We start from the raw sequence: 26,635 nt of genomic DNA on the forward strand, positions 1-26,635 counted from the left end.
TCGCATTATCTTGAAAGCGCTGATTCGTGCAATTATTGTGCGTTAAATGGGAATAGATTTAGGGGGAGAATTTTTCTCCATGAAAAGATCTATGCTAAACTGACAAAAATTAAAAGCGTAAGCCCGATCTTAAAAACTAAATAGAAGCAAAACAAAAATAACGCAGAAGCGAAATAGTTGTAAAGATCGAGAGACGAAGATAGGAAGAAAGGATGAGCAGAATAAAGATTGAGAGATTAACGGTGCTCTTAGCGATGATCGGTAGCCTGGTCATATCGGTTATGGGTATTACATTTGCTGCTGATAAGCCTCAAAAAGAGGTTTTGAAGCCGCAGGTGACGCAACCGATTTATGGACGTTATGAGCGTGTCAAAATCGATGAGTTAGGCGGTAAAAGTATCAAAGCGAAGATCGATACCGGTGCCTATACCGCATCTCTGAATGCTATCGATATTGAGTATTATCAGAAAGATGGTGAAGATTGGGTGCGATTTACTCCCGTTGTGGATGATAAGCCACTGCCGACACAGACATTGCCACTTGTGAAGATCTCTCGGATTAAGCAACGCGCTGAAGAGAATGATGATAGCGATGATATCGCCTCTGCAAAGCGGCCTGTGGTTGCGATGACGATCTGCATTGGGGGACAAAAGGCTGTGATTGATGTCAATTTAACCAATAGAGGTCACTTTAATTATCCTCTCTTAATTGGTGCTAAAGCGTTGAGAGAGCTCAATGCTCTAGTTGATGCCAGTAAGCGCTATACAGCTCCCGCTCAATGTGATTAATCTAGTATGATCAGCTTATATATGATTAATCCTGATCGGTTTTACCATTTTTATCATCATCTCTTATCATTGATATTGATTGAAACGATGATTTAAATGATGATTGAACAGGTGATTGAATCGTATCTAAGTTTGAGTAGGTTCAAGCTAAGCCCATCTAATCTAGTTTAATTTAACTTGTTCAATCTAACTCAATTTCTCCAATTTAATTTATTCAATTTAATTTATCTAACTTACTTTATCTAACTTAATTTAAGTCATTTTAAGTCATTTTAAGTCATTTTAAATCATTATCTTAGTAGTTACCGATTAGCCAAATAAGGAAAGTATCCAATGCGTTCCGTAAATCTTCATTTAAGAGTTTTAGTATTTCTTCTTGTAGCATTCGGTCTAGGCTCTATCGCTTATGAGCGTTATGTATTACAGATCCCCTTTACTGATCGAGCGGTTGAGGATCTTTGGACTATTGATGCCAAGATCACCTATGATGTCCCCGCTAATTCAGGGGTTAGCGTTAAGTTTTATCTTCCCACCATCTACAATCAATACTCACTTTATAGCGAATCTTTAATTGCAGATAAGCAGTATGGTCAAGTTCTAGAGCAGGATGAGTATGGCAATAAGATTGGGCACTACTCCATTCGAAGAACAAAGGGGCCAGAGACGCTCTACTATCGTCTAGCACTTTCCCCTAATTTTGGGATGAATGAGAAGGTAGAAGAGAAGGGCGCGATCTATCGGGAGCCGATTCCACTTGAAGGGGCTGATAAATTAGCCGCTGATGCTTTAGTTACAGATATTCGTGCGACCTCATCTAATACGATGAGCTTTATCAGCGAGACAATTCGTCGTGTTAATGATCCCGATAATATCAATGTGAAAACCTTATTGAAGGGGGATCTCTCTGCTAAGAATCGTTATGCGGTGGCTGAGCTCCTTCTCTCACAAGCCCATATTCCTGTTCAGCGAGTCAATACTCTGGAGTTAAAACCGAGTGTTGATCAGTCGCCGGAGATCTGGCTGAGAAGTTATATTGAGACAACTAAGAAAGAAGGATCGAAGAATACAACTGTTGGAAAATGGTACTACTTCAATCTTACAACCGGAATGGTGGGTCTACCGAAAAATGCGATTATCTGGTCGATTGGCGATCAGCCGATTCTCTCTGTTGATAATGGTGTTCGTGCGAAGGTCTCCTTTAGTGTGACCGATAAGCAGCTTACGGCGATTAGTCTTGCTCAATCGACAAATACCGCGAGTTCAGAATTTTTAGCTTATTCTCTCTATAGTCTCCCAATCTCAATTCAATATGGCTATGAGTTGATGTTGATGATCCCATTTGGTGTCTTAGTGATTCTTCTGGTTCGTAATGTGGTGGGTATTCAGACACTTGGAACCTTTACACCGGTGCTGATTGCGCTTGCGTTTAGAGAGACGGGCTTGGCCTTTGGGGCGATCTTCTTCTCAATTATTATTGCCATGGGATTATTAGTTCGTTCCTATCTTGAGCATCTTAAATTGCAGATGTTGTCGCGACTCTCTGTTGTTTTAACTTTTGTAATTATTATGATCGCTGTCTTAAGTATCTTTAGCTATAAGATGGGATTTGCAAAAGGTTTAGCTATCGGTCTCTTCCCCATGGTTATTTTAACAATGACAATTGAACGACTCTCAATTACTTGGGAGGAGCGTGGTGCTGGGAATGTCTTAAAGATTAGTATCGGAACATTGATCGCCTCTTCATTAGCTTATCTCTTAATGGAGGTGGAAGAGCTGGTCTATTTCGTCTTTACCTTCCCCGGCATCTTACTTGTCCTTGCGGGCTTTATGTTGATGATGGGACGTTATCGTGGTTATCGTTTAACGGAGTTGAAGCGTTTTAAAGCGATGTTAAAAGAGGATAAGTAGCGATGTTGACATGGATTAAGCGTTGGCGCGCACTACGAAAACGAGGCGTTATGGGGATCAATGAGCGCAATGGGGACTTTGTTCTCAAATATAATGATCGCCGCTTCTACCCTTATGTTGATGATAAGATCTTAACTAAAGAGCGAGCAATTGCTGCCGGAATCAATGTACCTGAGATGTATGGTGTGATTGAGACGGAGAGTGATATTAAACGTCTTAAAAAGATTATCGGTGATAAACGAGAATTTGTAATTAAACCCGCTCAAGGTGCTGGGGGAGATGGCATTATTGTTATCGCGGATAAGTTTGATGATTATCGCTATAAAACGGTCTCTGGTCGACTCATTACGCTCGATGAGATTGAGTATCAGATCTCTAGTACATTAACAGGACTCTACTCCTTAGGTGGCGCGCGCGATCGGGCCTTGATAGAGTATAAAGTCACTTCAGATCCAATCTTTAGCAGCATCAGTTATGAGGGGGTTCCTGATATTCGGATTATTGTTCTGATGGGATATCCTATTATGGCGATGTTAAGGCTTCCTACTCGTCAGTCAGGCGGGAAGGCAAATCTGCATCAGGGGGCTATCGGTGTTGGGGTTGATCTAAAGAGCGGAACGACCTTAAAAGGAACCTGGCTCAATGAGATTATCCATCGGCATCCCGATACGAATAATGAGGTTAGTAGCGTAACACTCCCTAACTGGGAGGGCTTTTTGGAGCTGGCAACGAGTTGTTATGAGTTGAGCCAGCTCGGTTATATCGGGGTTGATATGGTACTCGATGAGACAAAAGGTCCATTAGTGTTAGAGATTAATGCGCGTCCTGGATTAAATATCCAGATTGCTAATAATGCCGGGCTTTCGGCACGAGCAAGAAAGGTTGAGGAACACCTTGCAGCGCTTGAGAAGGCTGAATTACCGACAGAGTCGATTGCTGAAAGAATGGCATTTTCTCAAAAGTATTTTGGTGCTGATCAGGTTGAAGCTTTAGAGAAGTAGGCGCGAGATGGCAAAACGGATACTACAACAGCTATCGCAACTTAAAGGGCTACGCTACTACTATTACCACCGATTTCCCGCTGGGGAGATCGGTTTTTTATGGCAAAAAGAGGGGTTATTAGCCCTCGATATCTCTCAGTTAAAGATGGGGCTCACAGATGATCTACACCGCTTTCTGCGGGAGATATCTCAAACGGAATCGCAAGAGACAGATCATTCATTAGCAACAGCATGGCAGAGAATCGCAGTAGCGATCTCCGGTCCCTTAGAATTTTTAATGCCTACAGATCTTAACGAAAGCGCGGAATCATCTTCTGAAGAGAGATTGTCAGAGCAGAGTCTTAATGAGCGCAATTATCAGCTCATTACTCAAGCGATTGCCGAGCTCTCTGCCTATTTTGCCGGAACGTTGCAGCAGTTTACAATACCTCTCTTTCCACTTGGAACCCCATTTCAGCGACAGGTTTGGGAGGCTTTAGGAAAAATACCTTACGGAGAGGTGATCAGTTATCAACAATTAGCTCTCTTAATTGATCATCCGCGGGCAACTCGGGCGGTGGGGAATGCGAATGGAAGAAACCCTTTGCCGATTATTATTCCTTGTCATCGCGTGATTGCCAGTGATGGCAGCTTGGGAGGTTATAGTGGAGGGCTGAGGACTAAAATAGCACTCCTTGAGCAGGAAGGATTCACCATTACTGCAGAAAAAAAGCGATTAAGAGTAGTGCCAAGAGAATCTGTCCTGTTCCAAGAATAAGTGCATAGAGCGCCAATTTTCCCCCCTGTTGTCTTAAGAGGGAGATATTAAGACGCAGACCAATTGCGGCAAGCGCAGTCACTTCAAAAAGACCACTGAGTCGTAGCAGGCTTTTTGTTAGATCTTGATGAATAATCTCTATCGAATTGAGGGTGCAAGCGATCATAAATCCAAAGAGATACCAGGGAACAATCTTGATCAGAGCATGAATAAGTGTCGGCAGCTGGGCGGAGATGGGTTGTTTGCTACTCTTCAATGCCACATTTTTTTGAGACAAATTTTGGAGCGCCTGTGGCTCTTTGCGAGCATTTCGTGCAGCAATATGGTGAAAGAGAAGGACAATAAAGAGAAGTGAGGCAATTCGCATAATCTTAAAGATTGTGGCATCTCGCATCACCTCATCCCCTAGCATGCTTGCACTAGCAATTACTTGACCGACAGATTGTAAGATCCCACCAATAAAAGCCCCTTGCAGTAGCGCTTGATCATAAAGAGCGAGGGTAATTAAGGGAAGAAGAAACATCATGATCGTCCCCATTAGATTGACGATTGTAATGATCAAGCCTCGCTCCGCCTCTTTTGCACCAATAACTGGGGCAGTTGCCGCAATAGCAGAAGAGCCACAAACCCCATTTCCTGCCGCCATTAGAAGATAGTAATTTTGTGTGAAATGAAGTAGCTTTCCAATTCCAATCGCAAGGAGAAGGGTACCGATAATTTGCAAGGTAATAAAGAGCGTTCCTGCTAATCCGAGCTCTCCGAGCGTTGAGAAGGTAATTGAAAAACCCAATAGCACAATGGCATATTCTAGAAGGCGCCCTTCAGCAAAGCGAGTCCCTTTCTGAAAGCGATCCTGTTTGAAGAAGAGGTTCCCTAAAATAATGCCAAGAAAGATGGCGATCGGTGATGGGCCAATAACAGGAATAAAGAGAGATAGAAGTCCGGCAATTGTAGCCGTTCCTATCGCAAGCAGTAGGCCGGGGATGATGGCGGGAATTTCAGCAGGTTTTGGAATAAAGCTTGGATATTTCATAAGAAGGATCAATCGCTAATATGCTTGAAAAGGGGGGAGTCATCTTTTTTCTCAAAAGAGCGATATTTATCCTACTCCTTTTCTAACGATGTGCCAATAAATTGGTAGAAATCATGCGATTAGCCACTCTATCCACTAGCCATTAGTGATCGATTTCTTGTCTTATTGGTTTATTGGTTTACTGGTTTACTGGTGTTTGGTGATGAGTGGTTCATGATTAATGACGAGCACTCAGGGTGGGAATGATTAATATCGGTCAGTTAGAAGTGAAAAAGCGCCATAGATCTCTTTTCAAGAGAGGATATGACGCTTTTTAAAATTGTTGTGTTGAGAACTACTATGGAATCATTATTGTCCAATTAATTATCTAATCAATAGTCTAATTAGTCACTAGTTAACGTTTAGTTAACTTCTAGAACAATTTTACCAATATGGGCGCTCGACTCCATCAGCTCATGTGCTTTATCTGCTTCCGCGAGTGGGAAAGTGGCACAGATGACCGGTTTGAAATGACCTTTTACGAGCAATGGTAAAACATCACGACGAATATCTTCAGTCAATTGTCGTTTGAAGGCATACTCACGAGAACGAAGAGTGCTACCGGTAACGGTGAGGCGTTTTTGCATAATCTTCATTAGATTTGCCGTCACTTTTGCTCCTCCCATCGAGTTGATATAGACCAGTCGACCATCAGGATTGAGAAGATCGATATTCTTCTCATAGTAGTCACCGCCAATCATATCGAGAATAACATCGATACCGATCTCTTTTAAGACTTCTGCAAAATCTTCCTCTTTATAATTAACCGCAATTTCAGCACCTAATGCTTTTACGGCAGCCTGTTTTTCACTATTACCTACGGTTGTATAGACATGAGCGCCAATAATTTTAGCAAGTTGAATCGCTGTGATTCCGATCCCGCTACTTCCTCCATGAACAAGGAAGTTCTCCCCAGGTTTTAACGCTCCCCGCTGGAAGACATTGCTCCAGACAGTATAGAGTGTTTCAGGAAGGCTTGCCGCTTCCACAAAGCTCAACTCTTGAGGTTTTGGTAATGCTAAATCTTGATCGACACGAACATATTCCGCATAGCCACCACCGCCAATTAGAGAAAAGACCTCATCTCCTACTTTCCAGCGAGTGACATTCTCTCCCACAGCTTCAACAATACCGGCAACTTCTAGTCCAAGAATATCTTGAGGTTCCCCTTCAGGAGCTGGATAGTAACCTTTTCTTTGAATAACGTCAGGGCGATTTACCCCAGCGGCTTTCACCTTAATCAGAATGTCATTCTTACCAATGCTTGGGCGCTCTTTCTCCCCTAATTGAAGGACAGAAGGGGCACCAAACTCTGTTAGAATCACTGCTTTCATAGTATCCATAATATCTCCTTATCTATTTTGTAAGAGAGGGTGCGGCTCGGTCAATGCCGCTTTAAATCATCATCATCGTCTCTTTTGAATATTTTGAGTCGATTGAATCTATTGAACCTATCGAGTTTATCGAACCCATTTAAAATGGTAGATAGACACTATAACCCATCTTCAATCTCAATAGCTATCTCTACAAAAACGGTGTGAGTAACTGATTGAGTTTTACGATTGGATGGACAATTGTTACATTATCAAAGCGTTTGACCTGGCTTCGACAGGAGGATCCCGTTGCTAAGAGTATCTCAGGATTATTTTTTTGCACAATCTCACCCCATGATTGGGAATAGATCTTTTCAGAAAGCTCACGGTTTTTCTTAATATGACCAAAGCCTCCACTCATTCCACAGCAGCCGCTCTTCTCCTCATTGAGTGTGATCCCAAAACGGGCAAAGATCTCTTGCCACGCTTTTGGGGCATGGGTTGCATTGGTTTTTTCAGTACAGTGGCTCATCAATTTTAGATCTATCTTCTCTGTTATCTGGGGAAGATCATCTCTAGTGGCAAGATAGGTGGTTAACCACTCTTGGATTAGCGCAACGTGAGGAGAAGCAAGGCCGATAGCAGGATATTCTTCACGATAGGCAAGTGTGATTGGCGGCTCAACACCGACAAGAGAAATGCCGTAAGCGGCAAGTTTAGTTAAGAGCTCATTTTGAGTCTCCGCCTCTTTTTTAAATTGTGTTAAAGCGCCATAGACTTGAGCTACCTTTCCAGAGGGTTGGTAGGGTGCGATAAAGATCGTAACTCCTAATTTATGGAGAAGTTCTACAGTGGCATTAAAAGTAGCCGCATCATAGAACATAAAGAAGGAGTCCGGCACTAAAATAACGCTATTCTCAGGCGCTTTAACTGACTCTAAGAGAGAGAGATTATCAAGCGTTAGCTGTTGATAGTAGTGTTGATCTGCATGATATTGTGAGCGCTCAAGAAGAGGAAGATCAATCAAGCCAATCTGAGAGAAGAGCTGCTTTGTAAGGCTATTTTTTGTGACCCAATTGGAAAGGCCTTCTACTTTTGCGCTCTTTTCCGCCATCTTCTCTGCATTGATTAAGATCTGCTCATAGAGGGGGCGTTTTTTCTTTTGATAATATTCATTGAGAAATTGCGATTTTGCCGCCGGAATATTGACCTTAATAGGGCACTCACCAGCACAAGATTTACAGCTTAAGCAGAGTGAGAGCGAGTCATAGAGTGCCTCTTCAAATTGAGGTTGAACAATATTGTGTGATTTTTGTCGAAGCCACTCTTTGATCAGCTCAGCACGCCCTTTAGGGGAGTGAATGCGTTCCCGTGTTGCTTTATAGCTAGGGCACATTGCCGCATTGAGATCATAGTTGAAGCAGGCACCATTACCATTACAGTAGAGGGTTGTGGCATAAGCATTTTCTGCCCAGTAGTGGCTATTGATCTGTCGATTAAAGTCGGCGCGAAGTGGTACTTCATCAATCTTTAAAAGGGCATGATGATCCGCTGAGGCGATCTTGCCGGGATTGAGCTGATTGTGGGGATCAAATGCCGCTTTGACACTCTGGACAAGCGGGTAGAGTTTGCCGAAGAAATCTTGCGCATACTCAGAGCGTACCCCTTTTCCATGTTCTCCCCAGAGAGCGCCCCCATATTTTTGGCAGAGCTGATAGACCTGATCTGAGATTTCACGAATAAGTGGGCGATCTTCCTCTAATTTAAGATCGAGCGCGGGACGAACATGAATAACGCCGGCATCTGCATGTCCAAACATGCCATATTTAACGGCAGCTTGATCGAGAATCGCTCGAAACTCAGCAATAAAGGGTGCCAAATTTTCAGGAGGTACAGCAGTATCTTCTACAAAGGGGATCGGGCGGCGATTTCCTTGAACGGCACCGAGTAACCCTACAGCACGTTTACGAAGTGCATAAATGTCGAGAACAGCCTTTTTCCCTAAGAGTGGGCGGATAGAGAGTCGGCTTTTGTGAGGGTGGGATTCAATATATTGGCTAAAGGTGGTCACCATCTCTTCAAGCGATTCGAGATTATCTGCATTAAACTCAACTAGCTGAATCGCCTTTAGCGCCTCATAATCGATACCGCTAAAGTATGATTCTGTAGTTGCCCAGATAAAATCATTTTTTGCGATCTCCATCACAATATTATCGATCACCTCCACCGATGTTGGCTTCGGAGTTGCTCCCATTAAGAGCGGGGCATCTTCTAATGCGCCGATAAAATCATCATAGGTAATAAGAACGAGAGCTGTTGCTTTAGGGATCGGTAAGACATTGAGCTTTGCTTCGGTAAAGACCCCTAAAGTCCCTTCAGATCCACAGAGAAGATGATTGAGATTAATCTTCTCATCTTGAGTGAAGTGATCGAGATCATATCCGGTAATAAATCGATTAAGTTGTGGGAAATGAGCATGAATCTCCTCTTTATGCGGCAGAAGCGCTTGGTAGAGTTCTGTTGCTAAGGGATGAGATTGAGTATTCTCTCTTGTCCCCTCAAAGGCGCTACTGATGATGGCTTCTCCACCAATACGATAAGCTAAGATCTCAAGAACATGTTGACTTGTCTTACCATACTCACAGCTGCCTTGTCCTGATGCATCAGTATTGATCATCCCCCCAATAGTGGCACGATTAGAAGTTGAAAGTTCAGGCGCAAAGAAATAGCCATAGGGGCGAAGATAGGCATTGAGCTGATCTTTAACAACTCCTGTCTGGACCGTAACAACTCTTCGATCGGCATCAAAGTGGAGAATTTTATTCATATGCCGCGAGAGATCGAGAATAAGACCACTATTGAGCGATTGTCCATTTGTCCCTGTTCCACCGCCACGGGTAGAGAGAGTTATCTGACGAAACTGCTCTTCTCCTAAGAGACTCATCACCTTTTCTACATCGTGATTATCTTTCGGAAATAGAATCGCTTCAGGCATTAATTGATAGATCGAATTGTCAGTTGCCGCCATCAATCTCTGGGCATAGGAGACCTCAATCTCCCCGCTAAAATTTTTTGCGCTTAAAGCCTCTAAAAACTGTTGTGTATTGGGGTTGGGATGGATGCTCATAATCTCTCTTAGTTGTCTCGTTTATTACTAGTTCTTTTGGGTTGATCTAAATATTCTTGTGATTGCATCTCAATAAGGCGACTGATTGTACGATCAAATTCAAAATCGAGGGCCTTCTCTCCTTTCGGGGCATAGAGCTGCTCCATCGGCACTTCCGAGCCAATAATCACCTTGACACCTTGGTCATAAAACTCATCTATCATAATGACAAAGCGTCGTGCTTCATTTTCAAGATCGCGCGTCAATTGTGGTAGACCACTGAAGAAGACGGTATCTAATATGGTGGCAAGGTAGATAAAATCTTGCGATGAACGTGCTTTGCAGCAAGCTTCATCAAAGGTAAACCATGCGCTCTTCTCATAAAGCTCTAACATATGGAAGGGATGGCCATTAACATCGAGCGTTTCAGGTTGATCAGAGCCACCGGTTAACTTTTCAAATTTAAGTTTAAACGCTTTCTCTTGCTCCTCTTCTGTGCCGGTAAACCAGACATCGGCACTATCGATATGGCGCATGCGGTAATCTTGATCGGTATCGAGCACAATCACTTCAAGACGATTTTTGATGATATCAATCGCCGGGAGGAATTGTTGTCGTTGTAATCCATTTTTGTAGAGATCTTCTGGTGGACGATTAGATGTTGTAATAAAGAAGATTCCCTCCGCTAAGAGGGCATCGAGGAGGCGATAGAGAATCATCGCATCGGTGATATCAATTACATGGAACTCATCAACACAGAGGACTTTACACTCTTTTGCAAACTCTTTTGCCACCAACTTAAGAGGATCTTCAGAACCTTGATATTGACGCATCTTTTGATGCACATCTTGCATAAAGTGGTAGTAGTGCTCGCGAATTTTCGGGACATCAATATTATTGAAGAAGAGATCCATCAGGAAGGTCTTTCCTCTACCGACACGACCATAGATATAGAGACCACGAGGATCACTATAAGTGACAGGTTGCTCGGCAAAAGGCTTTAACATCTTCTGCATAAAGGAGCGAGAATCCTCTGCCGGAACAGGGGCGTCAGCGAGAATTTTAGTTCTCAATTTGTCATAACTCTCAGCGACAGAAACTTGGACGGGATCGACCTTAAAACCTTTCTCTTCGATCAGTTTGAAATAGGCCTCTTTAATGGTTGTCATAATAATTTGCTCCTCTATTTTTTAACCCGACGCTCTCGAAAAAATGCTTTGATAAGTGAACTACACTCCTCTTGGAGGATGCGTGGAATAATGGTGATTTTATGGTTAAATGCTTTATAGTCATTGATATTGAGATTAGTTCCTAATGCGCCATTACGGGAATCTCCCGCACCATAGACAACGGTATCGATCCGTGTATGGAGAAAACTGCCAGCACACATTGTGCAAGGCTCTAGCGTGACGTAGAGGGTACTCCCCGGCAAGCGGTAATTTTTGAGTTTAGCGCACGCTTTCCGTATAGCAACAATCTCGGCATGTGCGGTAGGATCATGGTCGATAATTGAGCGATTATGCCCACGAGCAATAATTTCACCCTTATAAACAATTACCGCACCAATAGGGACTTCGCCAAGAGCGCCTGCTTTTTTAGCCTCTAAAAGCGCCTCTTGCATAAAAGCTTTATGCATCTGATAGTCCGCTTCAGTGATCGATTCTGTGATCATTCCCGTTGTATCGCTCTCTATTACTGCTCTCATATTCTCAATCTGTTTTTAATTTTATTCTTAATTTCATCCTAATCTAATCTCTTTCGTTCGCTTAGCCTCTCAGCTTAGCTCTCTTCTCATGATGGCAAGTATGTCAATTATGCAATTATGCAATTATGCAAAAAAGACTAATTTGGCATAGAGATGATTGATGATATTTAAGCCTAAAAAGAGTCCAAGGACAATGACCATTGGGCGAAAGTCGATCATTCCTACCTGCAGTTTAAAGGGAAAACGTTTCATAATGGGCGCTAGTAACTGATTGAGGAGGCTCAAGAAGACACTCTGTCTTGGCGATGAGCCGATCCAGCTACTAATTGCCTGAATAATATAGGCAAAGAGATAGATATAGATAATATTACGAAGGATCTCCAAAATAACAACGCCCACTAAGGCTAAAGGGGAGATGGGGAGCATCACTTTAAGTAACATCAAGAGAATATATTTGATGATGGTGATCAAAATTGCCGCTAAGATCGCAGACCAATCGGCACTTCCTACAATTGGAGTGATTTTACGAATGGGTAAAATAATGGGATTGGTCAATTTTACAATCGATTGCACAATGGGATGATAGAAGTTCGCTTTAACAAGTTGCAACAGAAAGCGTAGAAGGATAAAGATCATCGCAAAGCTATATGCAACTTCAATCAGAAACTCAAAGATATTATTGATCATCAGAGATTTGGCTCCTCTTGTATCAAGTGGGAATGGATGGATATAAAAATTTGTACTTCAGTTTTTTGTATCGATTTTTATATTAATTTTTATATTGATTTTTACTTTGATCTTGCGTGAGAAGAGAGCTAGTTGATCTGTTCAGAGATCAATTCGGAGAGCTCTTTATCACGATCAAAAGCTGCCGTCATCGCCGCTTTGATAATCTTTTCAAAATGATTTCGCTCTAAGCTAAAGATCGCTTGCTCTGTGGTTCCTTGGGGGGACATCACATTTCTCTTTAGTTGGTCACAGGAGAGATCAGAGAGTTGGCTATAACGTGCAGATCCAAGTACCGCTTGTTGTGTCAATACTTTGCTGCTTTCTGGGCTTAATCCCATCTCTTCGCCTACACGACTCATAATATCCATCAAATAGTAGATATACGCCGGGCTCGATCCTGACACAGCAACAGCAGCAGAGATTAGCGCTTCTGATTCGAGCCATGTCGTAATTCCGCAACTAGAGAAGATCTGATCCGCTTCATGACGTTCCGTTTCTGAGACCGATTCGTTAGCATAGAGCGCCGATGCACCAAGACCAATGGTGGAAGGAGTATTAGGCATCACACGAATGATCGGATATTCAGTGGCATCGATTCCACGTAAAATAGCCTCAATAGAGACTCCGGCAGCAACAGAGATTATTAACGGCTTTTTTTCAAGGAGCGGTTTGAGTTCTGTTAAAAGCTCTGGGAAACCTTGTGGTTTAATTGCAAGAATGATGATATCGAGTTTGGCGATAAAGTCCCGATAATCGGCAGAAGTAGTCACCCCTAATGATTGTTGGAAATAGGTGCGTTTCTCCTCATTTCGATCACAAAGATAGAGATCAAAGTGCTCCTTTTGTTGTGATAAACCGCTCAATATCGCTTTTGCCATATTGCCACCACCGATGAATCCTACCGCTTTTTTCATGATATCTCCTCGCTTTTAGATTGCTATTCAATTTTTTGCTATTTTATCATGCTCTTTGATGAAAAACTGTAATGAAGAACCTCACTGAAAAATTTCAGTTGGGAATGATCGATAACGACTCATTATAATAGTCTTAATAGTCTCTGGCCTCTGGTCTCTGTTGGCTACGCACATTGATATGAGCATACTTATTATCAGTATGCTCTTGTATCAGCATTTTTGGGCTTTAAGTAAGCAGGAACTCTCTTTTGAGACGTTCGATCTCATCTCGCACTTCAGCTGCGGCTTCAAATTCTAAGTTTTGAGCATGATCGAGCATCTCTTTTTCTAATTGAGCGAGATGTTTCGCTAACTTTTTAGGATCAGATTTGAATTGATGTTCATCTTCAACACTCTGTGCATCGATCATCAATTTGCCACGATACTCTTTGATATACTCATTGTCAGGAGCATTATCGCGTGCATCGTACATAATATCTTGAATCTGCTTTTTAATTGTTGTGGGGGTAATATTATGTTGCTGATTGTGTGCTTCTTGCAGAGCTCTTCGACGCTCTGTCTCATCAATTGCGGCGCGCATCGCTTTTGTAATCTTATTGGCATAGAGAATCGCTTTTCCTTCTGAGTTTCGTGCGGCGCGTCCTATTGTCTGAATCAGAGAGCGCTCTGAGCGGAGAAAGCCCTCTTTATCGGCATCTAAAATAGCAACGAGAGAGACTTCCGGGATATCGAGCCCTTCTCGTAAGAGGTTAATACCTACTAAGACATCGAAGATGCCGAGGCGTAGATCCCGAATAATCTCAACTCTCTCGACCGTATCGATATCGGAGTGAAGATATCGTACCTTGATTCCATGGTCTGCTAAGAATTCTGTTAAATCCTCTGACATCTTTTTGGTTAAAGTTGTAATTAAGACCCGCTCATTTTTAGGGAGGCGCTGATGAATTTCAGAAAGGACATCATCGACCTGTGTCTCTGCCGGGCGAACTTCGACGATAGGGTCGAGAAGCCCCGTAGGTCTGACAACTTGCTCTACCACTTGATCGGCATGTTCAGCTTCATAGGTGCTAGGTGTTGCAGAAACAAAGATGGTTTGGGGCATCAAGTTTTCAAACTCCTCAAATTTGAGTGGCCGATTATCGAGTGCAGAGGGGAGGCGGAAACCGTAATTGACCAAGGTCTCTTTACGGGAGCGATCTCCTTTATACATTGCGCCGACTTGTGGAACGGCAACGTGCGATTCATCAATAAAGAGGATCGCATTTGAGGGGAGATAATCGAAGAGTGTCGGTGGTGGTTCTCCGGGATTTCTGCCAGAGAGGTAGCGTGAGTAGTTCTCTATTCCTTGGCAGTAGCCTAGTTCGATCATCATCTCAATATCAAATTTAGTGCGTTGTTCAATGCGTTGCGCTTCTAACAGTTTATTTTGGGAACGAAGCTTTTCTAAACGTGCCGCAAGCTCCACTTTAATCTCTTCAACAGCGGCGAGGAGTCGATCTTTTGGAGTAACATAGTGGCTCGAAGGATAGACCGTCAAGCGGGGAACATTGCGTGAAACATGTCCCGTTAGCGGATCGAAGAAGGAGAGCTTCTCAATTTCATCATCAAAGAGCTCAATCCGCACAGCATCTCGTTCACTCTCAGCAGGAAAGATATCGATCACCTCGCCACGGACTCTAAAGTTTCCTCGCTCTAAAATCGTATCATTGCGCGTATATTGCAGCTCAACTAATCGTCTAATAATATCTCGCTGATCAATGCGTTCTCCTTTTGTGACATGGAGGATCATACTCATATAGTGATCCTTATCTCCAAGACCATAAATGGCAGAAACAGTTGCGATGATAATGGTATCGGGGCGCTCTAGAATCGCTTTTGTCGCAGATAGACGCATCTGTTCAATATGATCATTGATCGAAGCATCTTTTTCAATAAAGGTATCGGATGCCGGGACATAAGCTTCAGGTTGATAGTAATCGTAGTAGGAGACAAAATACTCCACCGCATTCTCTGGAAAAAACTCCTTCATTTCTCCATAAAGCTGTGCAGCTAATGTCTTATTCGGGGCTAAGATCATCGCCGGCCGCTGTGTATTTTGAATCACATTGGCCATGGTAAAGGTTTTTCCTGAACCCGTTACGCCAAGCAGTGTTTGGAATGCCAGACCATCATTGAGTCCTTCCGTTAAGGCAGCAATTGCCGCAGGTTGATCCCCTGCAGGAGAATAATGGGTGGAGAGCTTGAAATGTGTGTGATCTGTCGCCATATTAAGATTCATCTGTATCGGTTTATAGAGGTCGTTATCAAAGGTCGCTATTAAATGTCTTTAGCAAATATATGAGGATATAAATGTATAAGGATATAGAGTTTATCGAAATATAAACTTTATAGACAAATTTATAAAAGAGTTATAAGAGATTTATAAGCAAGTTTATAAAAAACTGATCGATGATTGAGAGAAAAGTCATAGAGAAATCCACAAATAAAGTTATAGAAAGTTATAGAAAACTATCGAAAGTCATAGACATAGAAAAGAGCTAGAAGAGAGATAGAAAGACTCATAAAAAATTGGTCTCAAAGAGAAGAAGGCTCATAAATTTGTCGAGCCGCTTTAGAGGATCGCTACGAAGTGGCGCCGGGGGCTACTATAGCATAACTTCTAACAATCACGCTTAGGTGGTAAGATCATTGATGCAGAGATTGACCGATAAAACGTGGATCAATACCAAATCACATTATAATAAATTGGAGATAAAAACGAATGTCTCAAAAACGAGTAAAAGATGCGGAATTACCTATTTTAGCGCTTCGCGACTTAGTTGTATTTCCGGGGACAAAAACTCCACTTTTAGTGGGTAGACCCCTATCAATAGGAGCACTTGAGATGTCAGCTGAGGTTGATAATCGTGTTCTTTTGATGAGTTTAAAAGACCCTGATGAAGAGAAGATCAATATGGAGACCATCTACCATACCGGTGTGGTTGTCCGCATTATCTCTAGTAAGCTCTCAAAAGGGGGATCCTACCAAGTAACATTAGAGGCCCTTGAACGAGTCAGACTAGAGAAGACGAAAGAGTTAGTCTATGAAAATAGTGAAGGCTATGTTTTTGATTTTGTTATGGGGAGCTACAAGCTTGCGCCGTTTGAGAATAATTTAACGGAGGCGGAAGAGGAGGTCTACTACAGCACCTTTGAAAAGCTTGTGAAGAAGCTCTTAGAAAATGCTCAAATTAAACAGTTAACGCCGGAGCTTCTGTTAGAAGATAAAGCGCTCTATCCATTAGTGATGAAGCTTGCTTGTGAAATTCCGATGTCTGTGGAGAAGAAGCAATCGATCTTAGCTGCAGAGGATTTAGGAGAGGCTGCCGATCTACTTATCAATCATCTGAGTGTTGAACTCAATATTATCGATCTTCAACGTCGCATTCATGGTTTAGTTCAGACACAGATCTCAAAAAATCAGCGTGAATATTATCTCAATGAGCAGATCAAAGCGATTCATAAAGAGTTAGATGATCTCAATGATTCAGGGCTTTCTGAGTTAGAGGCACTTGAAGAGAAGATTAAAGCTGCAGGGATGCCTAAAGAGGCAGAAGAGAAGGCGCTCAATGAGGTAAAACGTCTTAAGTCGATGCCGGCAATGTCAGCAGAAGGAACGGTGGCGCGAACCTATATTGATTGGCTCTTGAAGATGCCTTGGAATAGTCGCTCCCGCTTACGTTATGGTCTAATTACGGCGAAGAAGATCTTAGATCGAGACCATTCTGGCCTTGAAAAGGTGAAGGATCATATCCTCGAGCATTTGGCGGTGATTAGTCACACAAAATCGAAGAAAGGGGATATTCTCTGCTTTATTGGGCCGCCGGGAGTTGGTAAAACATCACTAGCGCGCTCTATTGCTGAAGCGACAGGGCGAGAGTTTGTGCGAATGAGCTTAGGAGGCGTGAGTGATGAATCTGAAATTAGAGGGCATCGCCGAACCTACATTGGCGCAATGCCGGGGAAATTGGTTCAACTTTTAGCAAAAGCGAAGAGTAAAAATCCTCTCATTCTTCTCGATGAACTCGATAAGACAGGGCATAGCCATAAAGGTGATCCTGCAGCAGCGCTCTTAGAAGTTTTAGATCCGGAACAAAATAGTACCTTTAATGATCACTATCTCGATGTCGATATCGATCTATCGGAAGTGATGTTTATTGCTACCGCCAATAGTTATGATATTCCTGGTCCACTTCGTGACCGTATGGATATTATTGAGCTTTCAAGTTATACCGAGCTTGAGAAATTAACGATCGCTAAAGAGCATCTGATTCCTGCCGCTTATAAGGAGAATGGCTTAACGCGTGAGGAGATTAAATTCACCGATGAGGGGCTTCTTTTCTTAATTAATCACTACACTAAAGAGGCGGGTGTCCGTAATTTGACGCGAGAGATCAATACCCTTTTCCGTAAATTTATTAAAGAGAGAATGCTCGATAAAGAGCGTGATCGTAAGGGCGAGGTGATTGATGAGGCGCGTATCAAATATTATCTTGGTGCAATGAAGTATCGCCATAGTATTAAAGAGGATGAGCATGAGGTTGGCTATGTTAATGGCTTAGCTTGGACACAAGTAGGTGGCGATCTTCTCGGGATTGAGGTTCAGTTAGTGCCGGGGAAAGGAGAACTCATTGCTACCGGTAGCCTTGGCGATGTGATGAAAGAGTCGGTAAGAACAGCATTAACTGTTATTCGAGCTCGAAGTAGTTATTATGGTCTTCCAGATGATTTCTATAAGAAGTGGGATATTCATGTTCATGCACCTGAAGGGGCGATTCCTAAAGATGGTCCGAGCGCTGGTGCTGCTATTACCTTAGCGATTCTTTCTGCTCTTATAGGGGTTCCTATCCGCTCCGATATCGCAATGACCGGTGAGATTACCCTCAGAGGGCATGTGTTAATTATTGGTGGATTAAAAGAAAAATTGATAGCAGCGGAGCGTGCGGGAATTCGTACTGTCTTGATTCCAGAGGAGAATGTGAAGGATTTAGAAGATGTGCCACAATATATTCTTGAGACATTAGAGATTATTCCTGTAAAAACCTTCGATGAAGTGGTAGATTGTGCATTAACACAATCACTTACAAGACAAGATGAGTGGAAACGCTTCGATAGTTTTACAACGCTTCCTGAAGAGGTCGATGAGATCAAAAAAAGAGCGAAAACACATTGAATTACTTGACTTGCGTCGATTGCGGACGTATAAATCTATACAGAATTAGCAAAGTTTGTTAATTTGAATAGACATAAGCACACTATGATCGTGCAAATTACATGTTTTTTTAATAGTAGGATATAATTTTATGAACAAAACTGAATTGATTGCTGCAGTAGCAGAAAAAACGGAAATGACGAAAGTAGCTTCTGCGAAAGCGGTTGAAGCAGTGATGGAAACCATTACTGAAGCGCTTGCAAATGGTGATAGTGTAACTTTAATTGGTTTCGGTACATTTACAGTACGTGATCGCGCTGCACGTGTTGGTCGTGACCCACGTAACCCTGAAAAAACAATTCAGATCAAAGCGTCACGCGTACCTGCATTCAGAGCTGGTAAAGGTCTTCGCGAGTCAGTTAATAAGTAAGTATTCCTTATTTAACAGAGCATATTAAAAGGCTTTAGTACATTTCGTGCTAAAGCCTTTTTGTATCGACTCGATCCCATTGAGTTCCATTAAGTCCTATTGATGCCGGCTTTTATGGTATCTCTTTTCCGGGAAATCACGTTATAATAGAGCGCTTTTAAAGAACCCTTTTAAAGAACATTTTTAAGGCCTTTTATAAAGATTTTTTATAAAGACTGTTATGAAGACTTTTATATAGGAGTTCTATTAGGAACTTTTATTAGGAACTTCTATTAATGACTTCTAACATAAAGAATAGGTATAAAGCGCTTGTCTAAAAGACTTTGGTAAAGCACCTCTTTGATAGAGAAAGGAATCGATTGATGTCAGAAGCACAAATCCCCCAGAGCGTGACCTACGAATTATTGCAACAGCAATTTCCCGGTCTCAATCTTTCAGAGGCACAAGGCCTCCTTATCGCCTTGTTATGTGGCGAATCACTCGATTACTTCCACAATTGGTTGGTCGAGCTTGAGCATATCCGTTTTGATGAAGCAGAGTTGAATCAAGAGATCTTAAAGATTCTCTATGAGAAGAGCGTTGCTGAATTAAATTCGGATGACTTTAATCTCTCTCTTCTTTTGCCAGAAGAGCCACTAGAGAATCGAATTGAGGGATTTATTAAGTGGTGTCATGGATTTAGCTATGGTTTTGGGCTCTCGAGCGATCTCTATGCTGCGCTTGATGAAGATGGTAGAGAGTATATTCGATATATTATTGAGTTTTCTGCTCTTGAAAAGTCGCAGGTAGTTGAAGAGCTTGCAGATGAGTCTGACTATCTTGCCCTTGAGGAGTTGATTGAATTTGTTAGGGTTGGCGCATTAATGCTCTATTATCACCTGAAAGGGCGAGATGATAGAGAAGAGGCTGTATCACAGCTCCATTAAGTTGGCCTATGGTAGATTTTCTATAAAAGATATCGTATGAAAGGGTTAGCAGAAAGGGATTGAGAAGCGTGATCGACACTCATATACACCTTAATGATATAAAGCCCTCAGAGAGGCTTTTCGAGCTTTTGCAGCGTGCTCGAGCGCGCGGGGTTGATGCATGGATTGTGCCGGCAACAACAGTGGCATCATTTTCAGCAATTATGGCAATATCGCAAGATAATCCTAATTGCTATCCGGCATTGGGGCTTCACCCTTGGTTTCTGCCAGAGACTGTAGATTTAGCGATAGCGCAGTTAAAGAGGGCGATTGAGTGCTACTCTCCGGTTGCAGTAGGGGAATGTGGGCTCGACTTTTCTCGTGAGGATCATCAAAAGCAGATAGCGCTCTTTGAGGCGCAGGTAGAGTTATCGATGACCTATCAATTACCATTAATCATTCACTCCTTTAAGGCGGTGGATGCTGTTTTACAGATTTTACGGCGTTATCCCGGGGCGAGCGCTGTATTTCATGGGGTCAATTGCAGTCTACAGCAGTTAGAGCAGATCTTAGGGCTCGGATTTTATGTCGGATTTGGGGGAGCGGTGACCTATCCTCGAGCAAAAAGGTTACAGAAGCTCCTACAAGCAACGCCTTTAGATCGCTTACTACTTGAAACAGATGCCCCCTTTCAAAGTGGTGCCTATCGCCAGCGCGGAGAGATGCATCTTCCTGAGGATTTAGTGCCGATAGCCCATTTTATTGCACAACAAAAATCGCTTGAAGCGGGAGAACTTGCTAAGATAACTACACAGAATGCGATTCACTTATTTAGTTTGGAGATAGAATGACGATCAATAAACCTGCACGCTTATCTCAACAATTATCGATTGAGTACCCAATTATTCAGGTTCCTCTCTACCATGGAGGTTCAACCGAACTTGTTGCTGAAGTCTCAAATAGTGGTGGTCTAGGCATGATTGCAGGTGGTTTCTTAACTGCCGAAGCATTGCAGCATGAGATCTCCTCTGTTAAAGAGCTAACCGATCGACCCTTTGGCGTTAATCTTATGATTTCGAAGAGCCGTGATATTCCGACATCGCTCTATACCGATGCAATTTCACGAATGAAAGGATTTGCCAGTGCAGAGCTTTTAGAGGTGGAGAATCTCAATACAGAAGCTTGGGAGCTCTCACCACTGGATGATCTTTTAGAGGTGATCTTAGATGAAGAGGTTCCAGTTGTCAGTTTTACCTTTGGAATCCCATCAAAAGAGACTATTTCTCTTCTAAAAGAGGCCGGCGTAAAAATTATTGGTCACTCCACTCACATGGTGGAAGCTCTCTTATGGGAAGAGAGTGGGGTTGACGTCCATCTTCTACAAGGCTCTGAATCTGGTGGGATGCGCCACACATTTATTGGTGATGTACGAACACATGCCTTTAGTGCGCAAGCCTTAACGATTCAAGGATCTCATCTATTAGAGAAGCCTTTTGCTGTCTCTGGTGGAATCTATAATAAATCACTCTTTGCTGCAGCGATTATTCAAGGTGCTGATGGTGTTGGGATTGGCACAGCCTTTATGTTGACGCCGGAGTCAGGATTGAACGATCAAGAGGCTGAGTTACTCATAAAGAGTAATGAGTATGACTCAGTTTTAACAGAGCACTGGACCGGAGTATTAGGTCGCTGCTACAGCAATTTAGGAACCATGCAGTTAAGAAAAGTGCGGGGGAGAACATTACCCTTCCCAGAGCAGCTCTTTTTAGTGCATGCGGCAACTATTGATGAGTTAGAGATGGGGGATAATCCTGTCGATTTTCAGCCGATCTGGGCGAGTGTTAATGCTCCATTTTGTGAAAGAGTTTCTGTAAAGAAATTGATGGAGTCATTGGTGAGTTAAGCGATAGATTCTTCTAATAAACTCTATTAAACTCTATTAATAAATGCACCAATGAGTTCTACCATTGAATCTTACTAATGGATCAGCAATATTGTAAAAGAGCGAGCCGGAAAGAGCTCGCTTTTTTTGGTTCTTATTAGCCATTTCACTACTCATCATCACTCATCACTCTTTGCTAAATATTGGCATTGATTGTAGACCAAGCAGGAAGCACAACGGGGTTTACGAGCGATACAGGTGTAACGACCATGAAGAATTAGCCAGTGATGTGCATCGAGTAGGAACTCCTTAGGAATACGTTTAAGCAGTTTATCTTCAACCTCACGAACATTCTTTCCAGGCGCAAGACCTGTACGATTTGAGAGTCTAAAGATATGGGTATCCACCGCCATAGTCGGTTGGCGAAAAGCGGTATTAAGGATAACGTTCGCTGTTTTACGGCCAACGCCCGGGAGTGATTCTAGTGCCGTTCTCTCATTAGGCACCTCTCCTTGATATTGCGTAGCTAAGATGCCGCAAGTTTTATGGAGATTTGCTGCTTTAGAGTTATAGAGACCTAATGTCTTAATATACTCTTTGATCTTCTCCTCCCCTAAATCATACATCGATTGTGGTGTATTTGCGGCTGCAAAGAGATCTTTAGTCGCCTTATTAACGCCGACATCTGTTGATTGTGCGGAGAGAAGAACTGCTACTAATAACTCAAATGTGGAGTTATAGATCAATTCCGTTTTAGGCTCAGGATTCTCATTTCGGAGAATGGTAAAGAATTGAGTGATCTCCTCACGATTCATTAAGCGCTGATACTCTTTCTTCTTGCTCATTTTAACTCTCTTTAAATTCTTTAAACGCTTTAAACTCTTTCAGTTTTTAAATCGATCGAAATTTCTGGTATTTCAATATTTCAATATTCCAACATTTCGAGTATTTAAAATATTATCTATGATGACTTTAATTGCTATTTCTAATTGTGATTTTAATTCAATTTAACGCTCTTCATAACTCTTCTTTGCAAGCGCAATAAGATCGAGCATTTTGGCCTTCGGCACAGGATCGGCAAGCTCTTTTTCTTGAGGAGGCTGGGTGTCGGTAATATTGGTACGAGCCGCCTCTCGTGCTTTCTTCGCTCTAAATCGCTGACGAGATCTCTCAGCGCGTTTCTGCTCCCAAGAGGAGAGGCCCTCTTCTGATTCGGCAAGTTGAGGATCTAAAGGTTCAATGACAATACAATTTAGAGGGCAGGGGGGGATGCAGAGCTCACAGCCTGTACACTCCTGAGCGATAACTGTGTGCATTAAGCGACGAGCCCCTACAATCGCATCAACAGGGCAAGCTAAGATACATTTCATGCAGCCAATGCAGTAGGGTTCTTCAATTCGGACCACTTGAGGTGGTTTATATCTGCCTAATGACTCATCTAAAGGAAGTGGTGGACGAGATAAGAGTTGGCTTAATGCCGTGATAACGCGCGTGCCTCCCGGAGGACAGCGATTGATAGGGGCATCATTGCGTACGATTGCTTCTGCATAGGCAAAGCAACCCTCATATTGACACTGCTCACATTGTGTTTGGGGTAACAGCGCATCAACGGCATCAATTAAGTGATCCTCTTTCTGCTGAGCTGTCTGTTGCATGGTCTGTTGCATGATATTTTTCTACTATTGAATATGAGTAAAGAATTGAAGTTCATAATCATAGGAGATTCACACTATTTTCGCAATGATCTTCCCGCGCTCTTCCAATGTAATGTAGCTTTTTTAGAGTCTCTTGACTCATCATTAATTAAGCGATTGATGGCGGTCACTATTTCCGTTTAAATAGTCATTTTAATTATCGTTTAATCCCTGTTTAATTCCCGTTTAAGTTTCTGCTTAAACTTTCGCTTAAATAGATCGGCTTTTGGGGTGAATTTGCGTAGAATAGAAGATTATGAGTCCGCAAAATATACCTCACTAGCATATATTGCTCTAGTGAGTGCCTCGATTGATCTTGCGGATAGAGAGTAGCGAAAGGTAATAGATAGGAGTCTATATGCAATTTGATCGAGTCAATCGTCTTATATTTTTTTGGATCGGAGTGCTCTTAACACTCTATCTTATTCATCGTCTAGCTGCTGTTTTAATCCCTTTTTTAATTGCATTTGGTCTAGCTTATTTGGGAAATCCTCTAGTTGAAAAGATAGAGTCGAAGCGGATTCCAAGAGTTTTAGCTGTGACCATTGTCTTTGCAGGATTACTCCTGCTCTTAGCGCTTCTTTTAACGGTTGTTATCCCGCAGCTTCTCAATCAGATCTTAGTATTTGTTGATAAAGTTCCCACCTATTATCTCTGGGTGCAGGATAATATCTTTCCCCGTTTGGAGAAACTGCTTTCTTTAGAGAGTCTTAAAGAGAATCAATATGAAGCGCGACAAGCATTGACAAAATCACTCAATTATCTTGGAGAACTTACCTCAAAAATAGCCCCTTCTATTAGTGCGATCATTATGGGAATCATCGGCTTTCTAGTAAGCCTCTTTCTTATTCCGATGATCACTTTCTATGTTATGCGAGATTGGACCACTATCACTGAAAGATTTGAGACACTGATCCCAAGAACAATCTTTCCCCAAACGATGCGTTTTTTCCATGAGGCTAACTATATGTTGAGTGGTTTTTTACGCGGACAACTCACCGTAATGTTCTGTTTGGCATGTATTTATGGAATTGGATTGAGTATCGTCGGGGTGGAATATAGCTTGGTGATTGGGATGATTGCTGGCTTAATCAGCTTTATTCCCTATTTTGGAGCAACCTCAGGTGTTATTATGGGGTTAACGGTTGCTTGGTTCCAGTATGGTACTTTGACCCATCTCTTTTTTGTTGGGATCGTCTTTGCGATCGGTCAATTGATGGAGAGTTTTGTTTTAACGCCGATCTTAATTGGGGACAAATTAGGTATGCATCCTATTGCGGTTGTTTTCGCTTTAATGGCGGGAGGAACGCTCTTTGGTTTTACCGGGGTATTATTAGCATTACCCGCTTGTGCTGTTTTAATGGTTGCACTCCGTTTTCTCTACCATCGTTATCTTCAGAGCGAATTTTATAATGGTAAAAAAGAGGAACCGAAGGCGTAATGATATCCTTCATACTTCCCATATATTTTTCATATATACCACATATATACCCTATATATTTTCGATCTGTTTTTTATATGATTTGAGTATTTATTTTGCAATAAATAGATTTAGTATGTAACGTGTTATATGTTAAATCTATCATCAGAGAGCGCCCTATTTTTGAGGCGCTCTTATTATGGGCGATCCTCGGGATGATATTATCATCGAAGTGATGATGATAACTCTGTTATCGAGATTGATGCGATTGATAGAAGAAGAGATTGAGAAACAATCCGAAAATATCGATCCGCTAAAAATGTTAGTTGAAAATATTAGTTTAAATGTAAATTAAAATTGTAAATTAAAAAGTAGAAATTAAAAAGCACAAACTTAAAAGTAATTTAAGTAATTTAAGTAATTTAAGTAATTTAAGTAATTTAGGTTATTTAAGATAATTTGAAAATCTTAAATCAGCTAAATGGGTTAACTCTTTAATTTGAAAAATAAAAATTGCTCCCTTAATTCAAATAATTCCTTATTTCAATAATATTTTCTAAATAAAAATAGTTAGGAAAGAAGAAGAAAGGAGAGCGAAATAGAACCATTAACATGAGGAGGGGTTATGTTTCAAGTGCTGCGTATTGCGAGTGCATTCGTAGGAATTATTGTCGGGGCAGGGTTTGCCTCGGGACAAGAGATTCTACAATATTTTACAAGTTTCGGTTATATGGGGATTGTCGGAGCATTTGTTGCGACGGTTCTCTTTGCCTATATGGGAATGATGTTGACCCGTATCGGGAGCATTATGAAGGTTCATTCCCATAGTGAAGCGATCTACACCTTAAGTGGACGGGTTTTGGGCTCGGTCGTTGATGCTATTTTGGTCTTAACACTCTTTGGTGTCGGCGTTGTGATGGTTGCAGGCGCGGGAAGTTTAGGAACACAGTTTTTAGGACTCTCTCCTTTTATCGGCAGCTTAGTGATGACGGTATTAATTGTAGCGACGGTACTGATGCCGATTCATCGTGTTATCTCGCTCATTGGTAGTATCACTCCTTTCTTGATTGTGGCATTAGTGGTGATCTGTACCTATAGCCTCTTCACCTATAGCCAAGATCTAGCTGTTTTAGAGCCTATCGCTACAAGTATTGAGACCTCATTACCAAACTGGTTTGTTTCTGCCGTTAACTATGTCTCCTTTAATATCGCGGTAGGTGCCGGCATGGCATTAGTGATGGGCGGAAGTGAGTCTAATGTAAAAATTGCCACATGGGGTGGTTTTTTAGGCGGAATAGGGGTTGGTCTCTTAATTCTTTTAGCACATTTAGCTATCTTCCTTAAAGTGGATATTGTGGGTGATTATCCTTTACCACTATTGAAAATCATTCAAGATATCTCGCCCGTATTAGGGGGCTTTATGGCGATTGTTCTCTTCGGTATGATCTACAATACCGGTGTTGCGATGTACTATGCATTTGTAGCGCGCTTTACAATAATGCAGACGAAAAAGTCCTATATCTTCGCTATTATAACGGGCGCTGTGGGCTATGTTGCAAGCTTCGTTGGTTTTACAGATTTGATCGCTTACTTCTATCCTTTGATCGGTTATTTAGGACTCTTCTTAATTGCGATCTTAATCTATGCACCTTTCAAATTACGGAAGATGGCAGAGAAGCAGTAGTAGTTTGCTAGCGTTGCTATTGCAGGATTTTTGAGTGCTTTGAGGATCTTTAAAGATCTTCAAAAATCTCTAAAAGTTACTGAAAATAGCAAACAATAATTAACAATCAATTAAAATGAAAAAATTTAGGGTAGTC

20 protein-coding genes and 1 pseudogene are annotated in these 26,635 nt (G+C 42.0%); 11 read left to right on the forward strand and 10 right to left on the reverse strand.

What is annotated here, in order from left to right; all coding sequences use genetic code 11:
• Window positions 1-212: 212 nt before the first annotated feature.
• The 4 genes and pseudogenes from DC077_RS04215 to DC077_RS11125 form a co-directional block, all read left to right on the forward strand.
• On the forward strand, window positions 213-788 hold the full coding sequence (locus tag DC077_RS04215; protein WP_157953482.1) for an ATP-dependent zinc protease family protein: 576 nt from the start codon (window positions 213-215) through the stop codon (window positions 786-788).
• 333 nt (window positions 789-1,121) lie between these two features.
• Window positions 1,122-2,696 (forward strand): UUP1 family membrane protein, encoded by a 1,575-nt coding sequence (locus DC077_RS04220; RefSeq protein WP_109200763.1) that lies wholly within the window; start codon window positions 1,122-1,124, stop codon window positions 2,694-2,696.
• A 2-nt stretch (window positions 2,697-2,698) separates the two neighbouring features.
• Window positions 2,699-3,697: an alpha-L-glutamate ligase-like protein gene (locus DC077_RS04225; RefSeq protein WP_109200762.1), complete on the forward strand. Its 999-nt coding sequence runs from the start codon at window positions 2,699-2,701 to the stop codon at window positions 3,695-3,697.
• 385 nt (window positions 3,698-4,082) lie between these two features.
• A pseudogene (locus tag DC077_RS11125) lies at window positions 4,083-4,454 on the forward strand (methylated-DNA--[protein]-cysteine S-methyltransferase); the annotation flags it as partial.
• Here the strand turns inward: DC077_RS11125 and DC077_RS04235 are convergent.
• The 8 genes from DC077_RS04235 to uvrB all read right to left on the reverse strand — a co-directional run bounded on the left by DC077_RS04235 (window position 4,393) and on the right by uvrB (window position 15,559).
• Window positions 4,393-5,487: a YeiH family protein gene (locus DC077_RS04235; protein WP_109200761.1), complete on the reverse strand. Its 1,095-nt coding sequence runs from the start codon at window positions 5,485-5,487 to the stop codon at window positions 4,393-4,395. The pseudogene DC077_RS11125 and the gene DC077_RS04235 sit on opposite strands and share 62 nt — an antisense overlap.
• Before the next feature lie 401 nt (window positions 5,488-5,888).
• Entirely contained in the window at window positions 5,889-6,860 is a 972-nt protein-coding gene (locus DC077_RS04240; RefSeq protein WP_109200974.1) for an NAD(P)H-quinone oxidoreductase, read from the reverse strand.
• Window positions 6,861-7,050: 190 nt separating this feature from the next.
• Window positions 7,051-9,966, reverse strand: coding sequence for an FAD-binding and (Fe-S)-binding domain-containing protein (locus DC077_RS04245; RefSeq protein WP_109200760.1), 2,916 nt, complete (start codon window positions 9,964-9,966; stop codon window positions 7,051-7,053).
• An 8-nt stretch (window positions 9,967-9,974) separates the two neighbouring features.
• Entirely contained in the window at window positions 9,975-11,114 is a 1,140-nt protein-coding gene (gene zapE, locus DC077_RS04250) for a cell division protein ZapE (RefSeq protein WP_109200759.1), read from the reverse strand.
• Window positions 11,115-11,128: 14 nt separating this feature from the next.
• Window positions 11,129-11,617: a tRNA adenosine(34) deaminase TadA gene (gene tadA, locus DC077_RS04255; protein ID WP_109200973.1), complete on the reverse strand. Its 489-nt coding sequence runs from the start codon at window positions 11,615-11,617 to the stop codon at window positions 11,129-11,131.
• A gap of 156 nt (window positions 11,618-11,773) precedes the next feature.
• A complete protein-coding gene (locus tag DC077_RS04260; RefSeq protein WP_109200758.1) occupies window positions 11,774-12,337 on the reverse strand; it encodes a YggT family protein in 564 nt (187 codons plus the stop codon).
• Window positions 12,338-12,465: 128 nt separating this feature from the next.
• Window positions 12,466-13,293: a pyrroline-5-carboxylate reductase gene (gene proC / locus DC077_RS04265; protein WP_109200757.1), complete on the reverse strand. Its 828-nt coding sequence runs from the start codon at window positions 13,291-13,293 to the stop codon at window positions 12,466-12,468.
• A 226-nt stretch (window positions 13,294-13,519) separates the two neighbouring features.
• The gene (gene uvrB, locus DC077_RS04270; protein ID WP_109200756.1) at window positions 13,520-15,559 is read right to left on the reverse strand and encodes an excinuclease ABC subunit UvrB; all 2,040 of its coding nucleotides are present in this window, start codon (window positions 15,557-15,559) and stop codon (window positions 13,520-13,522) included.
• A 495-nt stretch (window positions 15,560-16,054) separates the two neighbouring features.
• Between uvrB and lon the strand changes: the two genes are divergently transcribed.
• The 5 genes from lon to DC077_RS04295 all read left to right on the forward strand — a co-directional run bounded on the left by lon (window position 16,055) and on the right by DC077_RS04295 (window position 21,722).
• Window positions 16,055-18,505: an endopeptidase La gene (lon, locus tag DC077_RS04275; protein WP_109200755.1), complete on the forward strand. Its 2,451-nt coding sequence runs from the start codon at window positions 16,055-16,057 to the stop codon at window positions 18,503-18,505.
• 130 nt (window positions 18,506-18,635) lie between these two features.
• Window positions 18,636-18,914 (forward strand): HU family DNA-binding protein, encoded by a 279-nt coding sequence (locus tag DC077_RS04280; protein WP_094566799.1) that lies wholly within the window; start codon window positions 18,636-18,638, stop codon window positions 18,912-18,914.
• A gap of 362 nt (window positions 18,915-19,276) precedes the next feature.
• Window positions 19,277-19,840 (forward strand): YecA/YgfB family protein, encoded by a 564-nt coding sequence (locus DC077_RS04285; RefSeq protein ID WP_109200754.1) that lies wholly within the window; start codon window positions 19,277-19,279, stop codon window positions 19,838-19,840.
• A gap of 68 nt (window positions 19,841-19,908) precedes the next feature.
• Window positions 19,909-20,670: a TatD family hydrolase gene (locus tag DC077_RS04290; protein WP_157953483.1), complete on the forward strand. Its 762-nt coding sequence runs from the start codon at window positions 19,909-19,911 to the stop codon at window positions 20,668-20,670.
• Complete coding sequence (locus tag DC077_RS04295; protein ID WP_109200752.1) at window positions 20,667-21,722, forward strand: NAD(P)H-dependent flavin oxidoreductase; 1,056 nt, start codon at window positions 20,667-20,669, stop codon at window positions 21,720-21,722. The genes DC077_RS04290 and DC077_RS04295 overlap by 4 nt, the downstream gene beginning before the upstream one ends.
• 158 nt (window positions 21,723-21,880) lie before the next feature.
• Here the strand turns inward: DC077_RS04295 and nth are convergent, their stop codons facing one another.
• Both nth and DC077_RS04305 read right to left on the reverse strand, forming a co-directional pair.
• Window positions 21,881-22,516: an endonuclease III gene (gene nth, locus DC077_RS04300; RefSeq protein WP_109200972.1), complete on the reverse strand. Its 636-nt coding sequence runs from the start codon at window positions 22,514-22,516 to the stop codon at window positions 21,881-21,883.
• 192 nt (window positions 22,517-22,708) lie between these two features.
• A complete protein-coding gene (locus DC077_RS04305) occupies window positions 22,709-23,368 on the reverse strand; it encodes an RnfABCDGE type electron transport complex subunit B (RefSeq protein WP_239990230.1) in 660 nt (219 codons plus the stop codon).
• A 385-nt stretch (window positions 23,369-23,753) separates the two neighbouring features.
• On the opposite strand from DC077_RS04305, the gene DC077_RS04310 reads away from it, so the two are divergent.
• Window positions 23,754-24,836, forward strand: coding sequence for an AI-2E family transporter (locus tag DC077_RS04310; RefSeq protein WP_109200751.1), 1,083 nt, complete (start codon window positions 23,754-23,756; stop codon window positions 24,834-24,836).
• A gap of 604 nt (window positions 24,837-25,440) precedes the next feature.
• Window positions 25,441-26,499 (forward strand): YkvI family membrane protein, encoded by a 1,059-nt coding sequence (locus tag DC077_RS04315; protein ID WP_109200750.1) that lies wholly within the window; start codon window positions 25,441-25,443, stop codon window positions 26,497-26,499.
• Window positions 26,500-26,635: the final 136 nt, after the last annotated feature.

The organism is Ignatzschineria cameli (assembly GCF_003121895.1).
Classification (GTDB): Bacteria; Pseudomonadota; Gammaproteobacteria; order Cardiobacteriales; family Wohlfahrtiimonadaceae; genus Ignatzschineria; species Ignatzschineria cameli.